Origin of the sequence: Sphingobium sp. TKS (assembly GCF_001563265.1) — a bacterium.
Lineage (GTDB): Bacteria > Pseudomonadota > Alphaproteobacteria > Sphingomonadales > Sphingomonadaceae > Sphingobium.
The window spans coordinates 2000616-2025497 of sequence record NZ_CP005083.1 but is presented as its reverse complement, the minus strand read 5'-3'; the positions used below and the strand labels follow the sequence as shown (position 1 = coordinate 2025497).

The window sequence follows — 24882 nt, the reverse complement described above, 5'->3', positions numbered from 1 at the left end:
CTGCTCTCTCCTGAAAGGCCAACACATGATGCCGAGAACTGTCGCTTACCGCGGGAGGCCGATCGCCCTGGTCACCGTTCCCCGCGGCGCGGCCACATGCGCAGCCCCGGTGCGTAGATGCCGAGGATGCAGGTCAGCGCGATGAACACGAGAGCTATGACCATGGTCACGACCCAGAATCGAGGATCTTCTCGCGACACGAACCAGCCAGCGATCAGCGCGGGTATCAACAGCAGCAACCTGGCAATCCAAGCCATCGGTCCATCCTGACTTCATAGAGCCAGGACGGCACGTCCTGGCTATCGTTGCGGCGATGCACCCGCGCGGGGCAGGCGGTCACCGAACTTTAGGCGAGAGATTAGCCGAGGAAGGGCCGGGCCAGCATACGTAAGATTACCAAATCATTGCAGCGATCTGGCCGCCGCTTGTCGGCACGGGCGAGGCTGATCGAAGCGCAGGATGCCCGTTCACCCATATGGGTCATCGGCCCGCACCGGTCGTTTAAGGGCTTTTGCGCATTGCCCGCCAACCGTCGGTCTTCCTATGGTCCGGAAGTGCCACGAAGGTGCGCAAGCGGACGGCATATCCGTTCATGAATCGACCCGAGACAGGGAATGGCTGTGAAAAAAAAGACCGTCAAAACCGACGACGACATCCGCAGCAAGCCAAGGCACATCGACTTTCTCATCGTCGGCGGCGGGGTCGCGAGCGCGATCGCCGCCGAGACGCTGCGCGTCGAGGGAGCGAGCGGCTCCGTTCTCCTGTTGTCGGCGGACGAATTGCCGCCCTATCATCGCCCGCCCCTGTCGAAGCAGCTCCTGCCGGAACATGACGATGAGGCTCGGATCTTCGTTCATCCGCTGAGCTTTTACAGCGATCACCAAATCGAGCTGCGCCTTAACAGGGCCGTCGTCGACGTGGACGCCGCTCATCAGATCGTGCGCACTGCGGACGGCGAAAGATTCGCTTATGGGAAGCTCCTCATCGCCTCGGGCGCAACACCGAAAGCTCTCGGGATTCCTGGAGAAGCGCTCGATGGTGTCCACGCCATGCGGACCAAGGCCGATACGGATGCCATCCGCGAGGCGGCGGCAACCGCAAAACATGCAGTGGTCATCGGCGGAAGCTTCCTCGGCATGGAAATCGCCATGTCGTTGATGGAGCGCGGCCTCGATGTCACCGTTATCGAGCGCGGAAGCGCGCTCCTTCCGCATCTCGAGGCGCCGGGCCTCTCCGGCTATTTCGAGCGCCATATGCGGCAGCGGGGCGCGACAGTCGTGCTGAACGACGTCCCGGTCGCATTCCACGGGAGTAAGCTGGTCACGGAAATCCAGACGGCTGCCGGGCAACGGATAGCTTGCGATCTTGTAGTGGTCAGCGTCGGCGTCATTCCCGCCACCGGGTTTCTGGAAGAAAGCGGGATCAAGCTGGAAGACGGCTATGTGGCCGTCGACTCACAGCTGCGGGCGAGCGCTCCCAACGTCTTCGCGGCAGGCGACGTCACAAGCTTCTACGATCCCGTCTTTGCGCGCCAACGCCATATCGAGCATTGGGACAACGCCATAAAACAGGCTCGCCTTGCCGCGCGTAACATGCTGGGCCGGCGCCTGAGATATGATGAGGTCTCCTATTTTTTCTGTGAAGTTGGCGACATCGGCTTCAATGTGCTGGGCGCGACCGAGGAAGCCGACGAATGGATCAGCCGGGGTTCGCTCGACGATCACTCATTTGCGCTGTTCTATCTCAAGGGTGAGGTGTTGCGCGCGCTGTTCTCGACGGGACGGCCTGCCGACGAAACGCGCGTGTCCGAAGGGCTCATTCGCTACCGCGTCAACCTCGGCTCGGTGAAGGCACGGCTTCAGCAGGCGGACTTCCCGCTCGAGCAAATTCCGACGCAGACGGCGCTCATTCTCCAGGGCGGCGGCGCACTGGGCGCCTTCGAATGCGGCGTCGTCAAGGCCCTCGAGGAACAGCAGCTTTATCCGGACATCGTCGCGGGAGTTTCGATCGGCGCCTTCAACGGGGCCATCATCGCGAGCAATCCCAGGCAAGCGACGCGTGCCCTCGAAGCCTTCTGGAACGAACTCGCGGTGATCACTCCGGCACCCTCACCCACCATCTTCAGGCAGGCGGTCGCCGCAGCCCAAATCCTGACCTGTGGCGTGCCGAGCTTCTTCAGGGCGAGATGGCTGCCACCGTTCACTCCATGGGAGTGGCCCGCGACTTGGACGAGCTTCTATGACACGACGCCCATGCGTCAACTGATCGCGAAACATGTGGACTTCACCACGCTCAAGGCGAGCCCGGTGCGCCTGCTGATCAGCGCCGTGAACGTGGCCACCGCGGAACTCGAGGTCTTCGACAGCTACGTCGATGACCTGACCCCGGACCATATCGTCGCCAGCGGAAGCTTGCCGCCTGGCTTCCCGTGGACGGTGATCGACGGCAAGGCCTATTGGGACGGGGGCATCATCAGCAACTCGCCGCTCGACCTCGTCGTCGACCGCTGCGGCCCGGATGGCAAACGGGTCTTCATCGTGGATCTCTATTCTGGTCAGCGGGCGCTCCCGGCCAACATGATCGAGGTTCTCGCCCGCCGCGACGAGGTCGTCTATTCCGAGCGCGTGCGAAGCGATCTGCGCTACCGCGAGACGGTCGATAGCTATCGCAGGCTCATCGACCATATTCTCGGTTATGTCGAGCCCGCCGAACTGGCGCGCGTCAAGCATCTCCCGGGCTTTATCCAGCTTATGGGCGACGGCGCGCCGACGAGGATCACCAGATTCGTCCGGACAGGGCGATCGAATGAGCATTCTTCGGCCGACTATGATTTTTCGGATGTGGCGATCGAGGCCAGCCGGTCCGAAGGCTATGCAGTCGCCAAGACAATACTTGGCGAGACGCACGCGCCGCCGAACCATCCTGCAGGGGCATAGTCTCCGGGATGGCCACGCTCCGCTCTTCTCAAGTCCAAACGCCACGGATTCGCACGCCAGGCGGAATTTTGGAGATCATCACCGCGGCCAGGAAAACGGCATGGCCGTCTCGCCTCGTCTGTCTCCATTCTCATCGAATCGACGTTCGAGGATGAAACCGCGCCCGCCATCATCGATCGCCACCACCGTGCTGCACCGCGTTCCGTAGACCGGATTGTTGATGAAGATCGGTGAGAGGCGTGGCTCTTGCGGCACGTCCGAGGGGCCGACTTCCGGATCGAAGCTTCGCGGACGACCTTCTTCCCGTAGTCCATCAAGGAGATATTCAGGGTGGCGTGCGCCGGCGTCGACCCAGTGGCTCAGGATGCTTTTGAGCCGAACGGTTTTGGCCCACATTTCCCAAGTAAGGCGCTGATTTCGCTGTCCTGACCATTATATTTCCTATATAAAACATGGTGTTGAAGGCTGCGAGGGGCGCGTTTCATGGATCACCCAGAGGGTGCGGGCTTGCAACGGGCAGATCGGGTGGATTTCGACCCTCGCGTGCGGCTGGAATTTCGCGGCACGCAGCTCAGTTCCGACGGCGGCCTTCTGGTGATGCGCGAGCTTGATGACGCGCTCGGGTTGTCCGATTTGGCGTCAGCGGCGCTGCGCGATACTCGCTCTGGCAAGAACACGGTCCATCGGCTCGACGGCCTGTTCCGGCAATCAGTCTTTGGGCGGCTGGCCGGATACGAGGATGTCAACGACGCCAACCGTCTCGCCTGCGATCCGGTCATGCGCCAAGTTGTCGGCGGCAGAGCGGTCGATGCACAAGCGGCCTCGGCATCGCAGATGGGACGGTTCGAGACCGAGACGCTGGCTCTGGCCGGGAACCGTGCCGCGCTGGCCGACCTGAACGGGCAATGGATCGACCGGTTCCATGACCGTAACGGGCTGAAGTACATCGTTCTGGACATGGACAGCTCGGTCAGCCCGACCCATGGCGACCAGGAAGGGTCCGCCTGGAATGGCCATTTCGACTGTAGCTGCTATCACCCCAACTTTCTGTTCAACCAGTTCGGGATGCTGGAACGCTGCGCCCTGCGCCATGGCAACGTCCACAGCGCCGATGGCTGGCGTGATGTTCTCGACCCCGTCATTGCGCGCTACGCGGAGCGCGACCTTGGTGGCAGGTTCTTCCGGGCCGATGCTGCCTACGCGATCCCGGCGATCTATGAGCGATTGGAAGAAGCGCGGTTCTTCTACGCCATCCGGCTGCCCGCAAACGCGGTCCTCAAGGACAAGATCGCGCATCGGCTAACGCGCCCTGTCGGGCGGCCGTCACTGACCAAGGTCAAGCGGTTCTTCGAGGAATTCGAGTATCAGGCGGCGTCCTGGGACAAGGAACGCCGGGTGATCGCCAAGATCGAATGGCATCCGGGCGAACTGTTCCCGCGTGTCGGCTTCATCGTCACCAACCTGCCGATGGAGCCGGACTGGGTGGTGCGGTTCTACAACCAGCGCGGCACCGCCGAGCAGCACATCAAAGAGGGCAAATACGCCTTTCGCTGGACGCGGCTGTCGTGCCGGAAGTTCCGCGACAATGAGGTGCGGCTGCAACTGCACGCCCTGGCGTACAACCTGGCCACCTTCTTGCGCTGCATCGAGCTGCCCGAGGCCATGGCCGACTGGTCGTTGACCAGCCTGCAACTGAAGCTGATCAAGATCGGGGCACGTGTGGTCCGTCACGCCCGCACCATCACCTTCCAGCTGGCCGAGGTCGCTGTCACCGGCACGATGGTACGCGCCATCCTCGCCGCTATCCGCCGATTGCGAGCGCCACCGCTATGCGCATGATCGCGATCCACGCTCAAACTGAACGAAAGCGGCTGGACAGATCTGTCCGCTGCGCTGAAAAACGCCGCCCCTGGGCAAGGAAACAGCGGCTTCGCGGTCTGATCCGTCCAGATCCAGCAGTCTGCGCGACCGCAGGTGCCGCTTGCGGCAGAAAATCCTTGTCTAGCGCTCGGATACAGGCGATCTTCACCTCAAACGACACGCCACTTGGGGAATGCAGGCTGAAAGCTCTGATCCACTCTCAAATCTGGGAATTCCCTACGCGACCTCGTTGAGCTCAAACCAACCCCTAAGAGGAGCCTAGCGGCGGCTATTGCGGCGCCAGTTTCGGCCATCAAGATCAGGATCAAGGATTGTTTTATGGCCCAGTTCGAAAAAATTATTGTGGAGACGCTCGCCGATGACATCTGCCGTGTGCAGCTGAACTCGCCGGAGAACGCAAATTCGCAAGACGTGAAAATGCTCTACGAACTCAATGAGGCTTTGATGACTGCGGCCCGCGACGACCGGATTCGCGTCATCATCCTCGGTGCGGTTGGAAAGCACTTCTCGGCCGGGCATGACCTACGGAAGGGTTTGGAGGGGCTACAGGAAGTAGGGCGCGATTATCCTCTCACCTCCGGATGGAGCGGCGTGGGCACCTCAACTATCGAAGGATGGCATGGTTGGGAACATGAGATGTATCTCGACATGTGTCGTCGCTGGCGAGCTATCGCCAAGCCGGTGATCGCGCAGGTGCAGGGGGGCTGCATTGGCGGTGGGCTCATGGTGGCATGGACTGCAGACTTGATCGTCGCTTCGGAAGACGCCTTTTTCCAGGATCCGGTTGTTGATCTCGGCGTATGCGGCGTGGAATATTTCGCCCATATCTGGGAGATTGGCAGCAGGCGGGCGAAGGAAAAGCTGTTCACGGCCGATCGTTGGTCAGCCAAGGACGCGCTGGAATGGGGAATGGTCAATCACGTCGTTCCCCGGCAGGAGCTGGAAGAGGCAACTCTTGCTCTGGCCCGCCGAATTGCTGCCAAGCCGTCCTTCGGTGTCAAACTTACAAAGGAACTGGTCAACAGCTGCCTTGACCAGCAAGGCTTTTCCACTTCGATTGACCATGCCTTCGCGCTTCATCAGCTGTGCCATGCACAGAATCGGCTGAAATATGGCACCCTGGTCGATCCCACGGGACTAGCTGAATCGGTCCGCCGCTCGCTCCCGGATGGCAAGCTCCCGGAGATTCCGGCCCTTCGCGTCGAGCAGTAGGCAGCTATGCTCGAGCGCATAAAGCGCCAGGGTAGCCGAAGCGCCTCCGTGCGCCCTTGTTTGCTTCAATAAGTTTGCATCGAAGAGTAGCTTTGCGAGGCAGTGGTCTAGGTTAGTACATCAGGGATCAGCGATGTGTCTTCGCACCATGATGGGTTATTAACTGGATTGAAGGTGCATACACAAGATCGAACAGTTCCGCGAAGATTGAGGAAACCCCGTCGCGAGAATTTGAAAGGCGTCAAGTGATCATTCTCGTGCCTGTGAAGCGAGTGATCGACTACAATGTTAAACCTCGAGTGAAGCCCGATGGTACGGGAGTTGATCTCGCCAACGTAAAGATGTCCATGAACCCCTTTGATGAGATCGCCGTCGAGGAGGCAATCCGCCTGAAAGAGAAGGGCCAAGGCACCGAGATCGTGGCGGTCTCGATCGGTGATGCGAAGGCGCAGGATACGCTTTTGGGCCAGGACTCGTCGAGTGCGCCGTTGGACAGGCCATAGACCCCCGAGGGCAGCCTGCGCCGCGCTGGATTGGGCTTGTTCGACCAGAATTCGGCATGAGCCGGCCGGATGAGGATCAGATTGAACGGATTGAAATCCATGAGATCGGTATCGGATGGCTCGGCATACCGCCCCTCACCCGCCAGCAGATCCCTCAGAAGGACGCCGCGCGATGGCCGGCCCGTCTCCGACGGCCCGAACCCTCGCAGGTTCGTGACTACGGCAAACCTCCCTTCCTCCGACACACCCAGCCATGTGCCACCCGATTGCCGGTCCTTGCCAGCCAGGACATGATCCGGCTGGTCCCATCGCTGCAGCCGTCGTGCCGGGCGTCCGTGAAACTCGTCGCGATTGCCTGCCACGATGAAGGGCCAATTCGCATGGACGCGCCACGCCAGTGCTAAGACGCACATACGCCATCGCCGGTGCTCATCGAGGCGAGTCGACCGCCGCTTGAGGAAACATGGCTCCGCTCCGAGCGCGCATGAACCAGCACCCCTGGAATTTTCGTCTGCTGGCCATCGTTGCGGGCGCCGCCGCGATCGGCCTCGATGGCATGAAGCCCCGCCATGATATTCCTCCCGCTTATCGCCATAGCAGCTTCACGGGCCGGATGGGCAAATCGTTGGAAATGCGGTGGTCGCCGGCTATGCTTCGTTGCGAAGTAGGCGATGACAGGAAAACAGAGACTATTGGCCGTCAGTGCGAGGTGACTTCGGCAATTACCGTCCTGGCACGTGCAATCGCAGCGGCGCTGGTGAGCTTGCGCTCCTCAATCTGATCAGCGAAATCCATCAGCCGTTCGCCGGAGGCGGAGCCGGTTTCGGCCACCTCGGCGACACTCACGCCCTGCCCTTTCGCGATCGCCTCGTCCCAGGCCGTGCGCACCGCCGCCCAATAGTCCTTCGTCGCGGCCCAATAGGCGTCCGCCGCGGCGATGTCGTAATCGTCGGCCTTTGCATAGGTGTTGAGCACCGATTCCTGGACGAACGGCGAGAGCTTGCCGTCGACCAGCCCCATCTTGATGTTGTCCTGCCAGTGGATCCAGCCCGCGGGCGAGGGCGAATGCCGGTTGATCGCGAGATAGCGGTCATAGGGCGGATGGCGCACCGCGTCGCGCCGGGCGAGCGGGCGCCACGTCCAGTTGCTCCGCCAGCGGCGCACGCCGCCTTCCTCGGTCCACTGGCCCCAGCCGCCGTAGCGGGGCGAATCGTCGGTCTGCCATACCGTCTGGGACCAGCGGCCGGCACGCATCCGCTCGGGCACCGCCTCGATCGTCCAACGTCCCTGGCCCGCATAGACGAGCACGCTGGAAGGCTCGTAGGTCCAGTCCTGCCGCCAATGCTTGATGACGAGGGTCTTGCCCTTGTCGTCCTTCACGACGAGGAGATGCTGGAGCACGATCCGCCGGCCCGCATCCTCGATCACGCGGATGCTTTCATGTCCGCCCGAGACCTTGGGCTCGATCGGGGTGTAGCCGGCCCGCCAGGGCGTTGTCTCGCGCATGTCGAACGTCACCTTGTAATTGCCGGCCATCGCGAGGATCGAGGCGCGATCGGCCGCGAAGGCGGCGTTTGCGGCCGCTGCGTCGCGGGGCGCGACAGGGCCGTCCGCAGCGGCAGGGATCGCCGTCAGCAGCGATGCCGCGAGCAGAGCGGCCTTCAGGAAAACGGGCTTCATCATCATCCTCTCGTCAGAATCGCGCCGTCAGCGATACGCTCGCATTGCGGCCGGGCTGGGTATAGGCGTCGGTGACCGGGGAGGTGGCGGCGAGCCCGCGCACGTCGCTCCACCAGGCATATTTGCGATCGAGCAGATTGAATATGCCGGCCCGCAGCGTGAAGGCCGCGCCGATCCGCACATAGGCGGTCGCGTCCAGGATCGTGAAGGCGCCCGGGCGGAAACAGGGCGCGCCATCACAGATCGTCGCAGGATCGCCCCCGGCGTCCGTATAGACGGTGCGACGGAGTTCCTTCTGCGCTGCGTGGGTGGCGATGATCTGGCCGCCGAACCTCCCGTCGGGATGGTCATAGCCGATCCCGACGACGAGCTTGAGCGGATCGATCGACGAAAGCGGCGACCGCGAGCCGTCCCCACTGATCGTGGTGCCGGTGGCGTAGCTGATTGCGAGGCGCGCGCTCAGACCCGATCGGTCGCGCAGGTCCAGCCTGCCCTCCACGCCCTTGATGCGCACCCGATCGAGGTTGATGAACTGGAACACGGCCGGATCGCCCGGCGCGAAGCTGCCGCTCACCACCTGCTGGCTGATGAAGTTGCGGTACCGGCCCGTGAAGCCGGTGACGCCCGCGCTCAGGGGCCCCTGCTCCAGCCTGACGCCGCCTTCCCATGTCTGGCTGGTCTCGGGGCGGAGATCGGGATTGGGGATCGAGGTGTAGCCCTGCGCCAGATTTTCAAAGAACTGGTTGGCCTGGCTCGGCGAAGGCGCCTTGAAGCCGCGGGCATAGTTGGCGAACAGGCTCGCAGCGTTGCCAAGCCGCACCACCGCGCCGATCTTCGGCGAAAGGCGCGATCCGTCCTGCCCGGCTGTCGCGAACGCCGGCAGCAGCGGATCTTCCTTCGGATCGAGCTTGTAATAGTCGAAGCGCAGTGCGGGGAAGAGCGTTATCGCGCCATTCGCGAAGGCGATCTCGTCCGCCACATAGCCGCCGGCCAGCGTATAATCGGTCACGGGGAAAGCGCGCGTCGGGAAGACGTCCGGTGGGGTCGGCACGGTGCCGTCGCGCAGGCCCTTCTGGCGCGTGATGCTGGCATCCGCGCCATAGACGAGGCGATGGGTGAGCCCGCCCGTCGCGAAATCGCTGCGCAGCTCCACGCTCGCGCCGAGGACGCGGTTCTCGAAGGTGTTGCGGCGCGTGCGATCGGCAGCCGTGTTGCGGTCCTCGGCAGTGAACTGCCGGTTCTCGCCGTCCTGGAACCAGACTGTGGTATGCGCGCCGCCGATCGCGCCCGATCCCTTGTAGAGCCAGTCGAGACTCACGCGGTCACGGCGCGTCCTGTCGCGCGCGAAAAGGGCGAGCACGCTGGTCGGGCTCGTCGGCACGGCCGCGACGCCGCTGAGCACGTTGCTGCGGACATGATCATCGAGATGATCGAGCGTCAGGCGGACCCGATTGGCGTCGTCCGGGCTCCAGACGAGCTTGCCGAGGACCGCGTTCGAGCGCGTATCCTGCGGGTTGGGTTCGGTACGCGTGGCATTGGGCGCGCCGTTGCTGCCCTTGTTGTCCAGCTCGTGGCCGTCGCGCCGCGTGTAGGCGAGCAGCGCCGACCAGTCGCCGCTCCGTCCCGCGACGATGCCGGTTTCCGAGAATTGCTCGTCGGCGGAATCGTAGGCGGCGCGCGCCATGCCGCCGAAGCCGTGGCCATCCTTCAGGAAATCCGCCGGATCGCTGGTGACGAAGCTCACCGCGCCGGCCAGCCCGTCGCTGCCGTAGAGCGCCGATGCCGGGCCGCGCAGTATCTCGACCGACTTGATGAGGCCGAGATCGACATAGTCGCCGCGGCCGGCCGATTGCGCGCCGAAGTCGAAGCCGTCGGGCACGCGCACGCCATCGACCTGGATCAGCACACGATTGCCTTCAAGACCGCGGATGTTGAAACCGGCATTGCCGTCCCGCCCCGTCGCCCCGAGCGCCGCGCCGAAGCGCGTCGGCGCCCGGCGCACGCTCACGCCCGGCTCGAACCGGACAAGGTCCTTGACGTCGGAGACGAGCTCGTCGGCGATCCTCTTGTCGTCAATGACGGTGACGGTCACAGGAACATCGAGGACGGATGCGGGCAAACGGGTGGCGGTGACCGTGATGGTGTTACGCGGATCGGTCAATATGAGCGGATCCCCGTCCTGTGCCGCCGCGGGCGGCGCAGCGATCAGCACCAGAACAGCGCCCGCAGCGCCACAGTTCGCCCGGCGATACCAGGTCGACCGGTGACGCAGGCCCACCGCGCTTCGCGAAACAGAATAATCCACCCACCGCCCCCAAACGTAATGTTATGCTAATGCGAATCAGTCGCACTAGGATGACTTACGGAGTTGATTGGGAAGCGTCAACATGAGAGGATATGTGTCGGTCCTCGGCGCTGGATCATGTGGTGATCGCACTGCACCGCGTCCCACGGCCGCACCTGGAGCGCCTCCTTCCGTCGTGGTTGCTGCATTATCGACGATCGGGCGGTGCGCCGGTGTCGCGTCCTTGCCGGCGAGCGGGCTCAGTCGGCGCCATGCTCCGCATACGGAGCGCGGCATTAGATGCCGGGCGGGCCCTTTTGTGTCGATGCAAGCCCCATTGAGCGGGGAGAATCGTCGAGGGTCGCAGCATCTTCATCTCGCCCTCGAGCCTTGCCGCGAGCGCGGAATCTGCTTGATCATACCGTCAACGCACTCAGGCAGTCAGGCAGCCGATGATCGCTCGGACGACGTTACCGGTTTCCCGCACGTCACGCACGGCGATCGTGTCGAACCCGGCTGCGCGTACCGGCTCGTCATTTCCGCCCGGATAGATGGCATCGCCGAGAAACAGCATGGCGTCCGCCGGAACGCCGGAATGCTCGCTCAGCTTGCGCATCGCGTAAGCCTTGTCGACGCCGCTGCGCGTGATGTCGATGGAGGTCGATCCGCCGGTGTTGATCGAAAGACCGGGCAGCATCGCGCGAAGCAGCGCCTGCAGTCGCTTGCGCTTTGTAAAGTCGGGATCCCATGCGGCTTTCGCAGCGAGCGGCGCCTGCTGGCCCAATCCCGAGAAGGTGATCTGCGTGCCGCGATCCTCGATCTTCTCACCCCAGGTCTGCGTTTCGACGAGGCCCGCTTGCGTCGCCGCCTGGTCGAGCGCGCGCATGATCCTGTCACGTTCGGCGGCGTCGAAGCTGTCCGCATAGATTTGCCGCCAGCTGCCATCCTGAAAGCGGTAGAGCTTGGTGCCGGTGGTCGGCATGATGAAGAGCCGGGCCAGATCGGCGGCGCCGGGCAGGCGCGCGACCACCTGTATCTCGAACTGCGGCCAGTCCCCACCGGAAATCACCCCCACCTTGGCGACGTCTAGCAGCCGGGCGAGCAGACCGGCCATCTCCTCGCCGATCGGCTGCTTGCTTTCCGCGAGGGTCCCGTCGAGATCGAAGGCGATCAACTGCTTCATTCGGCACAACCCCTTATCGCGGCGATGGCCTGCGCATAGTCGTCAGCGCCGAAGATCGCGGTGCCCGCAACGATCACGTCGGCGCCCGCTTCGACGACCGAGCGAACCGTATGCGAATCCTGCCCGCCATCGACCTCGATGTGCGGGCGCAGGCCGCGCTCGTCGCACAATTTGCGCAGCGCCGCGATCTTCGGAAGCATCTCGGGTAGGAACTTCTGACCGCCGAACCCCGGGTTGACGGTCATCACGAGGATGATCTCCACGAGGTGGAGGACATGCTGGATCCATTCGACGGGCGTCGCGGGATCGATCACGACACCCGCGCGACAGCCAAGCTCACCGATCTGGCCGAGCACGCGGTGAAGATGGACGGTCGAGCCAGGCTCCGCCTGCACCAGCAGATGGTCCGCGCCGGCCTCAGCGTAGGAGGCGAGCGACCGCTCGGGTTCGATCACCATCAGATGGACGTTGAGCGGCTTTTCCGTCGCCTTGCGGATCGCGCGGAGGACCGGCGGCCCGAAGCTGATCTCGGACACGAAGCGGCCGTCCATCACGTCGACATGGATCCAGTCTGCACCTGCCCGATCGACCGCACGCACCTCCTCGTGGAGATGACCGAAATCGGCCGCGAGCACCGACGGCGCGACGAGGACATCCCCCGTCATCCGCGCGCCGCCATCGGCAGCAGAATCTCGTCGATCGCGTGGGCGACGCCATCCTCGTCGTTCGAGCGCGTTACGTGATCCGCAGCCTCGCGGACCTCTTCCGGTCCCTGCGCCATCGCGATCGACAGGCCGGCGCGGGCGAACATCGGCAGATCGTTGCGCTGATCACCGATCACGGCGACCTCCTCCAGTCGAACGCCTGCCGCCCGCGCAAGCGCTGCCACACCATCACCCTTGTTCGCCGCCAGGGCGGTGATGTCGAGATAATAGGTTTGCGACCGCGCCACAGTCGCATCCCGGCCCAGCGCATTCGCGACCTCGATCTCAAGGACAGCCAGCATCGCATGATCGTCGCTTACCGCCACGATCTTGTCGGCCGCATCCAGCAGTTGCGAGAAGTCCGAGCCGACGATCGGCTCCTGATTGGCCGCCTTGCGTTCACGCGGGGTGTGGACCTGGTCGAGGCGCTCGGCATGCCAGCATCCCTCGCGGAACAGCCATTTGGTGATGCCCGGCCGGTCGATCAGCGTCAGCGCGCGCTTCGCGACCGCCGGGTCGAGGCGCGCGGCTGCCATGATCATGCCGTCCGGCCGCACGATGGTGCCGCCATTGAACGCGCCAAACGCTGCCTTCAATCCAAGGCGCTCCGCGATCCACAGCATCCCGCTCGGCGGCCGCGCGCTGATCAGCGTGAGCGCGACGCCCGCCGCCTGCAGGCGCCCGCACGACGCGATCACCGCCTCGCTCAGGCTCTTGTCGTCGCGCACGAGCGTGCCGTCGATATCCGAGACGACGAGGCGGATGGCGCTCATGCGACCGGATGCCAGGCGCGCCCGTCGCGCGCGAGCAGCGCCTCTGCGGCCACCGGCCCGGCGCTTCCGGCGGCATAGTCTTCCGGTTCCCCGGAGACGCTCCACGCGTCGAGCAGCGGCTGCACCGCCCGCCAGCCACCTTCGATCTGGTCGGCGCGTTGGAACAGGGTCTGGTCGCCGATCAGCACGTCATAGAGCAGCGTCTCATAGCCGGTCTGGTGTCCGAGGTCGAACTGCTCGGAATAGGCGAAATGGAGGCTGGCGGGCACCGCCTCGACGAGCGGCCCCGGCTGCTTCACCGCGAGCTCGAGACAGATGCCTTCATGCGGCTGGATCTGCAGCACGAGCTGGTTGGGCGGGAGCGCGCCGGTCGGCGTGTCGTGGAACAGCATCAACGGCGCATTGCGGAACTTGATGACGATCTCCGTGTCACGGGCGGCGAGCGCCTTGCCCGTGCGCAGATAGAAGGGCACACCGTGCCAGCGCCACGTCTCGACCGCCGCCTTGAGCGCGACGTAGGTTTCGGTGCGGCTCGCGGGATCCACGTCGACGGTATCGCGATACGGGACGACCTTCTGGCCGCCCGCCTCGCCTGCCCCATAGCGGCCGCGCACCGCATCGTCGGGCTCCAGCGGCCGCAGGGCGGCGATCAGCTTCGCCTTCTCGGTGCGCACCGCTTCGGCGCCGAAGCTGTTGGGCGGCTCCATGCCGACCAGCGCGAGCAGCTGGAAGAGATGGTTCGGCACCATGTCGCGCAGCGCGCCGGTGGCGTCGTAGAACTTGCCCCGACCGCCCACCGCCACCGTCTCGGCGGCCGTGATCTGGACATGATCGATATAGCGGTTGTTCCAGACCGCCTCGGTCAGCGCGTTGCCGAACCGCGCGACCATGATGTTCTGGACCGTCTCCTTTCCCAGGAAATGGTCGATCCGGTAAATCTGCTCCTCATGGGCACAGGCGAGGATCAGCCCGTTGAGCGCCTGCGCGGACGCGAGATCGGTGCCGAAAGGCTTCTCGATCACGACCCGGCGGAAGCCCTGCGCCTCGTTCAGCAACCCCGCCTTTCCGAGGCTTTCGACGATGGGGCCGAAAAAGCCGGGTGCGGTCGCAAGGTAGAAGACGGTGTTGCCGGCGATCCTCCCCGCGAGCGTCTCGAACAGCGCATCGTCCCCGAAGTCGCCCTTCAGATAGTGGATGCGCTCGCGCAGCCGCTGCCATTCCGCGCCCGCCTCGAGGAACTCGCCGAGCTGGTCGCGAAGCTCATCGTCGTCGGCATCATGATAGCTGATGCCGAGGAAGCCGGTGTTCGGATCGAGCAGGCCTGAGCGTTCGACGTTGACGATCGCCGGCATCAGCAGCCGGCGCGTCAGATCGCCCAGAGCGCCGAAGATCACGAACGTCGCGGGCGGTGCGACAGGAGCCGTGCTCATTGCGGCATTTCGACGTGGCCGCCGAAGCCGAAGCGCATCGCCGACAGGAGCTTGTCGCCGAAGGTCGTATCCACCCGGCTGCGGTAGCGCGCGAACAGCGCGGCCGACAGGACATAGGCCGGCACCGCTTCCTCCATCGCCGCGTCGATCGTCCAGTGACCCTCGCCCGAGTCGGCGACATTGCCGCTATAGGCTTCGAGCATCTGGTCCTTCGCGAGCGCCGCCGCCGAGAGATCGAGCAGCCACGACGAGATGACGCTGCCGCGCCGCCAGACTTCGGCGATGTCCGTGAGATTGAGGTCGAACCGCTCCTCCTCGGGCAGCTTGTCCGAGGACTTGCCCTTGAGGATGTCGAAGCCCTCGGCATAGGCCTGCATCAAACCATATTCGATGCCATTGTGGACCATTTTGACGAAATGGCCCGCACCGGCGGGACCGGCGTGGATATAGCCCTTTTCGGCGCGCGGATCCTCGCCCTCGTTCTCCATGCGGTTGGGCGTGCGCGGGATCGTGCCGTAGCCCGGCGCGAGCGTGTCGAAGATCGGGTCGAGCAGGTCGACGGTCGCCTTGTCGCCGCCGATCATCATGCAGTAGCCGCGTTCGAGGCCCCACACGCCGCCGGAGGTCCCGACGTCGACATAGGCGATCTGCTTCTCCGAACAGGCTTTGCCGCGCCGGATATCGTCCTTGTAGAAGCTGTTGCCGCCGTCGATGATAACGTCGCCGGGCGAGGCGAGGCCCAGCAGCGCTTCGATCGTCGATTCGGTCGGGGCTCCCGCAGGCAGCATCACCCAGAAGATCCGGGGGCCTTCGAGCTTGCCCGCGACCTCGTCCAGCGAGCCGGAGGGGATTGCACCTTCCTTGGTGAGTTCCTCGATCGCCGGTGCATATTGGTCGAAGACAACGACCTCATGGCCGCCGCGGATCAGACGGCGCGCGATATTCCCGCCCATTCGGCCAAGGCCGATCATCGCCAGACGCATCCGCCACGCTCCTTCTGTCAAAATTGCTCAGAGTGCCGCTGCGACGGCCGCTTCGAGCGCCTCGATGCCGCCGCCGCCCTGCTTGAGATGGATGCGCAGCACGCGCCTGCCGCGTTCGGCGAGCACGTCCATGTCGCCGCGCGCCTGGGCGATCTGGACGGTGCCGAAGCTCGCCTTGTGACCGGGAATGGCAAGATCGGGATCGGGATCGCGCGTGATCGTCAGGAACACGCCGCTGTTCGGGCCGCCCTTATAGGCTTGCCCCGTGGAGTGAAGGAAGCGCGGACCGAAGCCTGCGACGGTCGCGACCGATTTCGCGTCGCGCACGGCCCTGCGCATTGCGGTGATGGCCGCGCTGTCGACGTCGTTGCGCTCGACGTAGGCGAGAAACGCCGCGTAGTCGCCCGCCCGCAAGGCAGCGAAATGCTGCCGTAACAGGCTCTCGGCGTTCCCTTGCAATGCGCTGCCCTTGGCGACGAAGAGCGCAAAGTCGGCGGTCTCGGCGGCTGGCGTTTCAGATTCCAGCGTACCGGAGGCCTCATAGGCGTCGACGAGCTTGCGCGTTGCCACCTTCGCATCCTCGACGTCGGGCTGATCGAACGGGTCGATGCCGATGACGGCACCTGTGATCGCGGTCGCGACTTCCCAGCGGAAGAATTCCTGGCCGATCAGCTGCGGGCTGGCGACGCTGATGCGGATCACCGGCTGACCGCTGTCGGCAAGCGCCTCGAGCTTGGCGTCGGCGGCATTGTCCTTGTCGCCGGCGAGCGCGAGGACGACGAACAGCCGGTCCGTGCCATAGCTCTCCGGCGAACCCAGCGGCTCGAGGTCCACGGGAACGATGCCCCTGCCCTGCTTGCCGGTCGATTCGGCCAGCAGCTGCTCGAGCCAGGCGCCGAAGGGCTCCAGTCCCTTCGAGGCGATGAAGGTCAGCTTGTTGCGGCCAGAAACCGCAGCCTCGCCGATGATCGCGCCGAGCCTGATGCCTGGATTGGCCGCCGGAGGCACATCGCCCCCGCAGGCGAACACCATCGGCGCCGTCGCCTCGTAAAAACCGTGCGTGTCGATGCCCATCACCGCGGCCGGCACCATGCCGAAGGCGGACAATACCGAATAGCGGCCGCCGATCGCCGGATCGCCCTGGAAGACATGGGCGAACCCGTCCGTCTCCGCTGTCTTCTCGAGCTTCGATCCCGGATCGGTCACGGCGACGAAGTGGCCGCCCTGCTTTCCGCTCCGTTCGAAAAAGAAAGCGCGGAGCAGCTCCGGCTCCATCGTCGAGCCGGATTTGGATGAGACGATGAACAGCGTCTCCTTTGGATCGATCTCGGCGAGAACGGACGCGATCTGCCCCGGATCGGTGGTATCCAGCACGTGCAGCCCGGGATTTCCCCCGGCCGAGCCGAGAATCAGCGACAGCACCTCGGGGCCGAGGCTCGATCCGCCCATGCCGAGCAGCACCGCGTTCTTGTAGCGCTTTGCCTCCTGCTCCAATTCTCTCAATGCGTTCGGATCGACCTGCTGGCCGCGGGCGGCCGCGAGCCAGCCGAGCCACCTGCCCTCATCCTTGCCGGTCCAGAGCGAGGGATCGCCCTTCCACAGCCGCCGCGCCCAACGATCGGCGCGTGCCGTCTCCAGTCGCGCATCCACCGCTTTCTGCAGCGGTCCGGGAAGCGACGCTTCCATGTGGTTGAGCCTGTCGCCGAGGAAGGTGGCCCGCTTGGCGGCGACCGCACCCAGCAGCGCGTCGGCGGCGTCGGCGAACTGCTTGACGCCATCCTTCACGAGCATCTCGGTGACGCCCGGCAGGTCCAGCCCCAGTCGCTCGGCCTCGGCGATCACGTGGCGCGCGCCGTCGAGATCCTGGGTGAGCGTCGGCCGCATCGTCCCGTGATCGCGAAACGCATCCATCGTCTTGGGCGGCATCGTGTTGACCGTATCCGGGCCGATCAGCGCGTCGACATAGAGCGTGTCGGGATAGGCCGGGTCCTTGGTGCCGGTCGACGCCCAGAGCAGCCTTTGCGGCATCGCGCCCCTGGCAGCCAGCGCCTGCCAGCGATCCGAGGCGATCATCTCCTCGTACCAGGCGTAGGCGAGCTTGGCGTTGGCGATCGCGACCTTGCCGCGCAGCGCCTCGAGCGCGGCCGCTTCCTTGTCCCCGACCTTCACCCGCGCGTCGATCTTTTTGTCGATCTGGCTGTCGATGCGGCTGACGAAGAAGCTCGCGACGCTCGCCACCCGGTCGATCGGCTCGCCCTTGGCCAGGCGCGCCTCGAGCCCCGCCATGAACGCTTCGGCCACCGCCTGATAGGCTTCGATCGCGAAGAGCAGCGTCACGTTGATGTTGAGCCCGTCCTCGACGAGCTGGCGAATGGCGGGGGTGCCTGCCCTGGTGCCGGGCACCTTGACCATGAGGTTGGGCTCCCCGACCGCCTTCCAGAGCCGGCGCGCCTCCTCGATCGTCTCCTGGGTTCCGTCTGCGAGATAGGGAGAGACCTCGAGGCTGACATAGCCGTCCTTGCCTCCCAGCCGATCATAGATTGCTCGCAGATCGCCGCCGGCGGCCTTGATGTCGGCAATGGCCTGGCTTTCATAGGTGTCCTGGACGCTCGCATCAGCCTTGCCGAGGAATGTCCGAAAGCCCTCATCATAGGCCTCGCCCTGACCCATCGCCTTCTCGAAAATGGACGGATTGGACGTCACGCCGGAGACGCCGTCTTCGCTGACCAGCGCCCTGAGGCCGCCTTGATTGAGGAAGCCGCGATCGACGAAGTCGAGCCACACCGCCTGCCCGCTTTCGTGGAGCTGCTTCAGTCGGCTGGCGACCCGCGGATTATCGAGGACGGTGCTCACTTGTTCTTCTCCATCACCGCGCGGGCGACCTTGCAGACATTGTCGACGGTGAAGCCGAATTTCTCCTGGAGCTTGGCGAGTGGCGCCGACGCTCCGAACGTCGACATGGTCACGGTCGCGCCGTCATGACCGACATAGCGGTCCCAGCCCATCGACCCGGCCTGCTCGACCGCCAGCCGCGCGCGGACGGCGGGCGGAAAGACGCTGTCGCGGTAGGCCTGGTCCTGCTTCTCGAACAGATACCAGCTCGGCAGCGACACGACGCGCGACTTGGCGCCCTCAGCCGTCAGCGTCTCGTGCGCGGCGGCGACGAGCGGCAGCTCGGAGCCGGTGCCGATCAGGATGATGTCCGGGTCGCCATCGGCATCGGCGAGGATATAGCCGCCCTTCTCGAGGCCGTCGGCCGACGCATATCTCTGGCGGTCGAGCGTCGGGATTGCCTGGCGCGAGAAGATCAGCGCGGTCGGCTCGCTGCTATGCCCGAGCGCAACCTTCCATGCGGCCGCGGCCTCGTTGGCGTCGCCCGGCCGGATCGTGTCGAGCCCGGGAATGGCGCGCAGTGTCGCCAGATGCTCGATCGGCTGGTACGTCGGCCCGTCCTCGCCCACGCCGATCGAATCGTGCGTGAACACGAAGATGACGGGCAGTTCCATGATCGCGGCGAGGCGGATCGGCGCGCGCATATAGTCGGCGAACACCAGGAAGGTGCCCGTGTAGGAACGCAGGTAAGACAGCGCCATGCCGTTGGCGATCGCCCCCATCGCATGCTCGCGCACGCCGAAGTGGAAGTTGCGGCCCGCATAGTCTCCCGGTTCGAACGAACCCGCGCCCGGGAAGGTCAGATTGGTTTTGGTCGACGGGGACAGGTCCGCGGCGCCGCCCATCAGCAGCGGCACGCGCTGGGCGATGGCGTTGAGCACCTTGCCGCCGCTGTCGCGCGAGGCGATGCCCTTGGCGTCTGCGGGGAAGCCGGAGACATCGGCGTCCCAGCCGTCGGGCAGCTTGCCCTCCCGCGCCAGCGCGAACTCCTGCGCCTCTGCCGGAAATGCCTGCTGGTAGCGCGCGAACAGCGCCTCCCATTGCTCGCGCGCCGGCTGGCCGCGGGCGGCCACGGCATCTTGGAACGCCTCCGCCACGCTATCCGGCACGTAGAACTGCTTATCCGCCGGCCAGCCATAGGCTTCCTTGGTCTTGCGGACATTCTCCTCGCCCAGCGCCTCGCCATGCGCCTTCTCGCTGCCGGCGCGCGGGCTGCCCCATCCGATCACCGAATGGACGACGATGAAGGTGGGCCGGTCGTCGGTCGCCCTGAACGTCTCGAGCGCGCGGGCGATCGCGTCAGTATCGTTCGCGTCGTCGACGTGGATGACGTTCCAGCCATAGCCCTGGAAGCGCTCGCCGACATCCTCGGTGAAGGCGAGCTGGGTCGACCCTTCTATCGAGATGTGGTTGCTGTCATAGATCCAGCAGAGATTGGAGAGGGCGAGATGGCCGGCGATCGACGCCGCTTCGCCGGACACGCCTTCCATCATGTCGCCGTCGCCGCACAGCACGTAGATGTCATGATCGAAGAGCGTGAAGCCTTCGCGGTTGAAGCGGGCGGCGAGCGCGCGTTCCGCGATCGCCATGCCGACCGAATTGCCGCAACCCTGCCCCAGGGGGCCGGTCGTGGTCTCGACCCCGGTGGTCATGCGATATTCGGGATGGCCCGGCGTCTTGGAGCCGAGCTGGCGGAACTGCTCGATGTCGGCCAGGCTCACCGCCGGACTGCCCGTCGGCTTTCCATCGGCATCGATTTCCTTCACCCCGGCAAGATGCAGCACCGCATAGAGCAGCATCGAGGCATGCCCGACCGAAAGCACGAACCGATCGCGGTTCGGCCAGTCGGGCGTGTCAGGATCGTAGCGCAGGAACTCACGCCACAGCGTGTAGGCGACGGGCGCAAGCGCCATCGGCGTGCCAGGATGCCCCGAGTTCGCCTTTTGGACTGCATCCATGGCGAGCGTGCGGATGGTGTCGATCGCAAGCCGCTCGGCCGATCCGTCCTCATGGACGGCAGAGCGAGTAGGATAGGCCAAATCCGTCATGTCAGCTCGCAATCCTTCCGCGGCGCCGGAGCAGCGATACAATCCGGTGAAGGATGCGACAGTACAGACTGTTCACCACGCGCAATCGCCCCGTTCACTCCTGACAACTGCGTCGGGAGTGCCGAGGTACAGGGCATCAACTTCCGAGACGAAGAGTCCGTGCCCCAGCAACCCCGGAATTTCGGCAAGCCGAGCCGCCAGCGCGACCGGATCACCGATCGGGCCGAAGGCGCAGTCGAGGATGATGTTGCCCTGATCGGTTCGCCAGGGGCAACCCCGCGCGTCGAGACGGAGCTGCGGCTCTCCGCCCGCGGCCACTATCCCCCGTTCCACAAACCGCTTCGCCAGCGGCAGCACCTCGACCGGGACAGGGCGTGCGCCAAGTCGTCCGACGGCTTTCGAGCTGTCCGCGATCGCCACCATCCTCCGTGCCGCCGAAGCAAGGATCTTCTCGCGCAGCATCGTGCCGCCGGCGCCCTTGATGGCACGGAAGAAAGGATCGATCTCGTCGACGCCGTCGATGCACAGATCAAGCGCGGCGACGTCGGCGGGATCGACAAGCGCGATGCCCGCTGCCGCCGCGGCAGCTGCGGTGCGGTCGGATGTCGCGACCGCACGGACGGACAGACCATGGGCGACGCGTCGGCCCAGCGCCTGGATAGCGAAGCTCGCCGTGGTGCCTGTCCCCAGCCCTATGAGCATACCGTCGGCGATCTCGGCAACCGCCGCTTCCGCGGCTGCACGCTTTTGCTCATCCGTGCTCTTCAAGACGCTTGTCACGCGATGTACCCGATATGCATCTATTGCGGGGCACAGGCTGGGCTAAAGCTGGCCAGCCTATTCCATGGCCTTCAACAGCTCATCGACCGACGCGGTGGCGAAGGCGGCGAAATTGTCGGCGACTCCATAAGGCAGCAGCAGCGTCCGATCATGAACGATCGATCCGCAACTATAGACCACATTGGGCACATAACCGTCCCGTTCATGCGGGCTTGGCCGCAGGATTGGTTCGCGGGTGCGGGCGAGTAGCTTTGAAGGATCCGCCTTGTCGAGCAGGCATGCTCCCATGCAATAATTGCGGGCCATGCCGACTCCATGGGTGAGGACGAGCCAGCCCTCGTCGATCTCGATCGGCGAGCCGCAATTGCCCAGCTGGACGAACTCCCAGGGGAAGCGCGGGCTGACGACCTTGATGCCGCCGTCCCATGAGTAGAGGCTATCCGAAGCGAGCAGCCAGATGCTTTCGCTGTCCTGCCGCCCGAGCATCGCGAACCGCCCGTCGATCTTTCGCGGGAACAGCGCCATGCCCTTCTCCGCAGCGGCCGATCCGGCGAGCGGATGCATTTCGAAATTTCTGAAGCCGGTCGCGCGCAGCACCTCCGATCGCGCGTCTCGGCCGTCGAACGCGGTATAGGTGCCGAGATACTCGACGTGCCCGTCTTCCTCGACAAAGCGGACCAGCCGCAGATCCTCGATACCGCGTTGCTGGCTCGCGGTGACTGGAAACAGCACACTCTCGGAGACGTCTTCACTTCCCTCGCACACCACACGCGTCATGCCGTTCTCGACGCCCTCGGCCGGAGCGTCGATGCGCGGCGAAATCGCCTGATTGCTGCCTTTGTCGAGCGCGAAGCCGCCCGATGGACTCCAGGTGCCAGTCCGGAAGGTGACCGAGGAGATATGCCCTTCGCCGATGCCGCGCAACGACAGGAGGAAGCGCACGCCGCCCGATGGTGCGCCCGTCTGGTCCGCGCGCAAAACCATGCTGGGATTGAACAGCGCGGCAGCCTCGTAGGAGTATTCCTCGCTGAAATAGGCGCCGATCGCGAGCGCGGCTTCCCGGCTGGCCCCTTGCGCCGCCGGCAAGCGCTCGCGGATCTCGTCGAATCGGCGAAGAAGGATCTTGTCGATATCGCGGTGCCGATCGGCGAGCGAGGCGATGATCGCCTCATGCTCCTTGAGCAGTCGTGCGTCATCAAGCGACAGAACGCGTTCGGCGATCTGCTGCATCCGGGGATGCGCATCGTTCCTGAATGCTTGCGGATAGTCGAGGTCGAACGGTCGGATAACAGTGCGGGAAGGATCGGGTCGCAGGTGAATCTCGGAATGGCGAAAAAGCCCATTATCACTCATCATCTATCCACTCTCGATTGCGCCAGATCACTCGCTGCCCGGGGGAAGGCCGCCCGAGGGTAGCCATCCGGAGCCGTTCTGTCTTGAACTCCGTCACCCTTCTATCCGCGCTGGAGCTCGAGAACTTCCGTGTCCCCTGGGCCATCGCGAGCTGGGAGATCGTCCCCCGCCTATAAGTGAACCAAGCCAGAGCTCGGTTCCGAACGCGTTCGCGCCGCAAGCGGGTGCCCTTGGTGATCGCGGCCCAGGCGGACGACAAAGCGGTCCCTCAGTATCTTTACCGATATCCTCAGCCCGTGCGCGCGTGGAACCATCGCCTTGGCGAAAGGAGTCCAGATGTCGGCGTCGGACGCTCTCGAAATCCGCCATCTCGATGTTTCAGCGAGTGGAACGGCGATCCTCCATGACATCAACCTGACCGTTGGTGCGGGCGAGCTGCACGTTCTCTTCGGACCCAACGGATCGGGGAAATCCTGCCTGCTCGCGACGATCATGGGGCTCCCGCCCTTCCTGATATCCAGCGGCGAAATCCATTTCCGCGGCCGCCGCATAGACGTTTTGCCCATAGACGAGCGTGCCCGGCTCGGTCTGGGCATGTCATTCCAGCGGCCACCAGGCCTCGAAGGTGTGACGGTCGACCAGTTCAGTAAGGCACTCGGGTCGCAAGACATTCTCGGACGGGAGGCCGCGGCGCTGGATCTTCGAGATTTCTCAGGCCGCGACATCAATGTCGGCTTCTCTGGCGGCGAGATAAAGCGCTGGGAAGTGCTCAAACTCTTCCTCCAGCGACCCCGCCTCTGCCTATTCGACGAGCCCGAAAGCGGCGTGGACCTGGAGCACATCGCCGCCGTCGGAAATGCCATCAACCGGCTGCTGCGGGCGCCTGAGCGGGACGAAGCGCCCCGCTCAGGCCTTGTCATCACGCATACCGGCTTCATCCTGGATCATATCCAGGCCGACGTCGGCCATATGCTGGTCGATGGTCGCATCCTCTTCTCGGGCGATCCCCTGGCAATTTTCAAGCACATCCAGCGCAACGGCTACACCAAGCCAACCGCCTTGCTCCAGGCTCCGGAAAAAGGAACGCAGCCATGACCACCCTGCATATCGATCCCGGCGTAACGGCCGAAGAGAAGGAACGGCTCGCCAATGTCGGCTATGGCGCCGAAGGCGAGCGTGCCGGGACGTGCGTCGTGGTGAACCAGGATGTCAGGCACATCGGTGTCAATGACGAGAAGGTCGAGATCCTGCCGCTCAAGGATGCGCTACTCCGCTACGATTGGGTGCAGGATCTAATGTTCGGACTCGTCGACCCGGACGCGAATGCGCATGTCCGCGAGGCCGCCGAGAGCCGGCACGCGCCGGTTGGCCATTTTGTCCGGATCCGCGCCGGCGCGAAGGTCCAGCTGCCGGTGCAGCTCTTCACGCTCCTGGAAATGCCGCAGGGACGACAATTCCACCACAACGTCACCCTGATCGAGAAGGACGCGGAGGTCGAGATGATCTCCGGCTCGGCTGTGCCGAAGAGGGTGCATTCAGGCCACCATATCTCGCTCTCCGAAACCTACCTGCGCGAGGGTGCGATCTGCCGTTCGGTGTCGATCGAGCAATGGGGCGCAGGCATGGAGGTTCACAGCTATGCTCGCAGCCATGTCGGCAAGGGCGCGCGGTCCACCGACAGCAAGGTCCAGATGTCGCCCATAAAGCATCACTATGCGGAGAGCCGGACGATTATCGAGGAGGGCGGCATGTCCAGCGACCAGTCGGTCATCTTCGCACCGGCCGGAACACAGCGGATCATGGAAAGCGAGATACATCTGAAGGGCGGCGGTGCGCATTCGGAGAGCCTCACGCGTATGGTTTCAGCCGGTGGCAGCATCTCGAACAAGGCCCTGCTCGTGGGCGAGGCGAAGGCCACCAAAGGCTTCCTGGGCTGCAACGGGCTCAAGCTCACCGAGCAAGGCGAGATCCTTTCCGTACCGTCTCTCCTGGCGCGGAGCAGCGAAGCCCAGCTCTCGCATGAGGCGTCCATCGGCATGATCAGCCAGGAGAAGCTCGCATATCTGATGTCCAGCGGCATGAGCGAGGATGCCGCCCGCGATCTCATTATTCAGGGATTCCTCACGCTCAAGGATGAGCTACTGCCCGAGATCGTCGGCGAGGAGGTGAAGAAGATGATAGCCGCCGCGAACTCCGGATCGCTCTGATCATCGCATCTCACCGGCGAGCGATCTCGTGAC

19 protein-coding genes and 2 pseudogenes are annotated in these 24882 nt (G+C 64.4%); 6 read left to right on the top strand and 15 right to left on the bottom strand.

Annotated features, from left to right (window positions below):
- Positions 1-71: 71 nt before the first annotated feature.
- Positions 72-257, bottom strand: coding sequence for a hypothetical protein (locus K426_RS10060; protein WP_066556458.1), 186 nt, complete (start codon positions 255-257; stop codon positions 72-74).
- Positions 258-620: 363 nt separating this feature from the next.
- Between K426_RS10060 and K426_RS10055 the strand changes: the two genes are divergently transcribed.
- Positions 621-2936, top strand: coding sequence for an FAD-dependent oxidoreductase (locus K426_RS10055; RefSeq protein WP_237230019.1), 2316 nt, complete (start codon positions 621-623; stop codon positions 2934-2936).
- Between the two features lie 78 nt (positions 2937-3014).
- On the opposite strand, the gene K426_RS10050 is transcribed toward K426_RS10055, so the two are convergent.
- On the bottom strand, positions 3015-3332 hold the full coding sequence (locus tag K426_RS10050; protein WP_066556455.1) for an NRDE family protein: 318 nt from the start codon (positions 3330-3332) through the stop codon (positions 3015-3017).
- Positions 3333-3419: 87 nt separating this feature from the next.
- Between K426_RS10050 and K426_RS10045 the strand changes: the two genes are divergently transcribed.
- From K426_RS10045 to K426_RS31240, 3 genes and pseudogenes are all read left to right on the top strand, one after another.
- A complete protein-coding gene (locus tag K426_RS10045; RefSeq protein ID WP_006473457.1) occupies positions 3420-4775 on the top strand; it encodes an IS1380-like element IS1247 family transposase in 1356 nt (451 codons plus the stop codon).
- Between the two features lie 360 nt (positions 4776-5135).
- On the top strand, positions 5136-6029 hold the full coding sequence (locus K426_RS10040; RefSeq protein ID WP_066556454.1) for an enoyl-CoA hydratase: 894 nt from the start codon (positions 5136-5138) through the stop codon (positions 6027-6029).
- A gap of 245 nt (positions 6030-6274) precedes the next feature.
- Positions 6275-6490, top strand: a pseudogene (locus K426_RS31240) (electron transfer flavoprotein subunit beta/FixA family protein); the annotation flags it as partial.
- Between the two features lie 53 nt (positions 6491-6543).
- Here K426_RS31240 and K426_RS30270 read toward each other — a convergent pair.
- The 13 genes and pseudogenes from K426_RS30270 to K426_RS09970 all read right to left on the bottom strand — a co-directional run.
- Positions 6544-6945: pseudogene (locus K426_RS30270) on the bottom strand (NRDE family protein); the annotation flags it as partial.
- A complete protein-coding gene (locus K426_RS31805) occupies positions 6933-7103 on the bottom strand; it encodes a hypothetical protein (RefSeq protein ID WP_158511733.1) in 171 nt (56 codons plus the stop codon). The gene K426_RS31805 and the pseudogene K426_RS30270, both read right to left, overlap by 13 nt.
- A 128-nt stretch (positions 7104-7231) precedes the next feature.
- Positions 7232-8218 carry a DUF6607 family protein gene (locus tag K426_RS10020; protein WP_066556450.1) on the bottom strand — a complete coding sequence of 329 codons (987 nt, stop codon included), beginning with the start codon at positions 8216-8218 and terminating at the stop codon, positions 7232-7234.
- Between the two features lie 7 nt (positions 8219-8225).
- Positions 8226-10517: a TonB-dependent hemoglobin/transferrin/lactoferrin family receptor gene (locus K426_RS10015; protein WP_237230017.1), complete on the bottom strand. Its 2292-nt coding sequence runs from the start codon at positions 10515-10517 to the stop codon at positions 8226-8228.
- A gap of 412 nt (positions 10518-10929) precedes the next feature.
- Complete coding sequence (locus K426_RS10010) at positions 10930-11679, bottom strand: HAD-IIB family hydrolase (protein ID WP_066556448.1); 750 nt, start codon at positions 11677-11679, stop codon at positions 10930-10932.
- Positions 11676-12344 carry a ribulose-phosphate 3-epimerase gene (rpe, locus tag K426_RS10005; protein WP_066556443.1) on the bottom strand — a complete coding sequence of 223 codons (669 nt, stop codon included), beginning with the start codon at positions 12342-12344 and terminating at the stop codon, positions 11676-11678. The genes K426_RS10010 and rpe overlap by 4 nt, the downstream gene beginning before the upstream one ends.
- Positions 12341-13156, bottom strand: a complete 816-nt coding sequence (locus tag K426_RS10000) for a Cof-type HAD-IIB family hydrolase (protein ID WP_066556440.1) — start codon at positions 13154-13156, stop codon at positions 12341-12343. The genes rpe and K426_RS10000 overlap by 4 nt, the downstream gene beginning before the upstream one ends.
- Entirely contained in the window at positions 13153-14586 is a 1434-nt protein-coding gene (gene zwf, locus K426_RS09995) for a glucose-6-phosphate dehydrogenase (protein ID WP_066556438.1), read from the bottom strand. The genes K426_RS10000 and zwf overlap by 4 nt, the downstream gene beginning before the upstream one ends.
- On the bottom strand, positions 14583-15569 hold the full coding sequence (gene gnd, locus K426_RS09990; RefSeq protein ID WP_066556437.1) for a phosphogluconate dehydrogenase (NAD(+)-dependent, decarboxylating): 987 nt from the start codon (positions 15567-15569) through the stop codon (positions 14583-14585). The genes zwf and gnd overlap by 4 nt, the downstream gene beginning before the upstream one ends.
- 27 nt (positions 15570-15596) lie before the next feature.
- Positions 15597-18422, bottom strand: a complete 2826-nt coding sequence (locus K426_RS09985) for a bifunctional transaldolase/phosoglucose isomerase (protein ID WP_066556436.1) — start codon at positions 18420-18422, stop codon at positions 15597-15599.
- On the bottom strand, positions 18419-20509 hold the full coding sequence (tkt, locus tag K426_RS09980) for a transketolase (RefSeq protein WP_066556433.1): 2091 nt from the start codon (positions 20507-20509) through the stop codon (positions 18419-18421). The genes K426_RS09985 and tkt overlap by 4 nt, the downstream gene beginning before the upstream one ends.
- Positions 20510-20581: 72 nt before the next feature.
- Positions 20582-21277, bottom strand: a complete 696-nt coding sequence (rpiA, locus tag K426_RS09975; RefSeq protein WP_066556430.1) for a ribose-5-phosphate isomerase RpiA — start codon at positions 21275-21277, stop codon at positions 20582-20584.
- 69 nt (positions 21278-21346) lie between these two features.
- A complete protein-coding gene (locus tag K426_RS09970; RefSeq protein ID WP_066556428.1) occupies positions 21347-22642 on the bottom strand; it encodes a glycoside hydrolase family 130 protein in 1296 nt (431 codons plus the stop codon).
- A gap of 336 nt (positions 22643-22978) precedes the next feature.
- Between K426_RS09970 and K426_RS09960 the strand changes: the two genes are divergently transcribed.
- Positions 22979-23737 (top strand): ABC transporter ATP-binding protein, encoded by a 759-nt coding sequence (locus tag K426_RS09960; RefSeq protein WP_066556425.1) that lies wholly within the window; start codon positions 22979-22981, stop codon positions 23735-23737.
- Positions 23734-24849: a SufD family Fe-S cluster assembly protein gene (locus K426_RS09955; protein ID WP_066556423.1), complete on the top strand. Its 1116-nt coding sequence runs from the start codon at positions 23734-23736 to the stop codon at positions 24847-24849. The genes K426_RS09960 and K426_RS09955 overlap by 4 nt, the downstream gene beginning before the upstream one ends.
- The last annotated feature ends 33 nt before the right edge of the window (positions 24850-24882 follow it).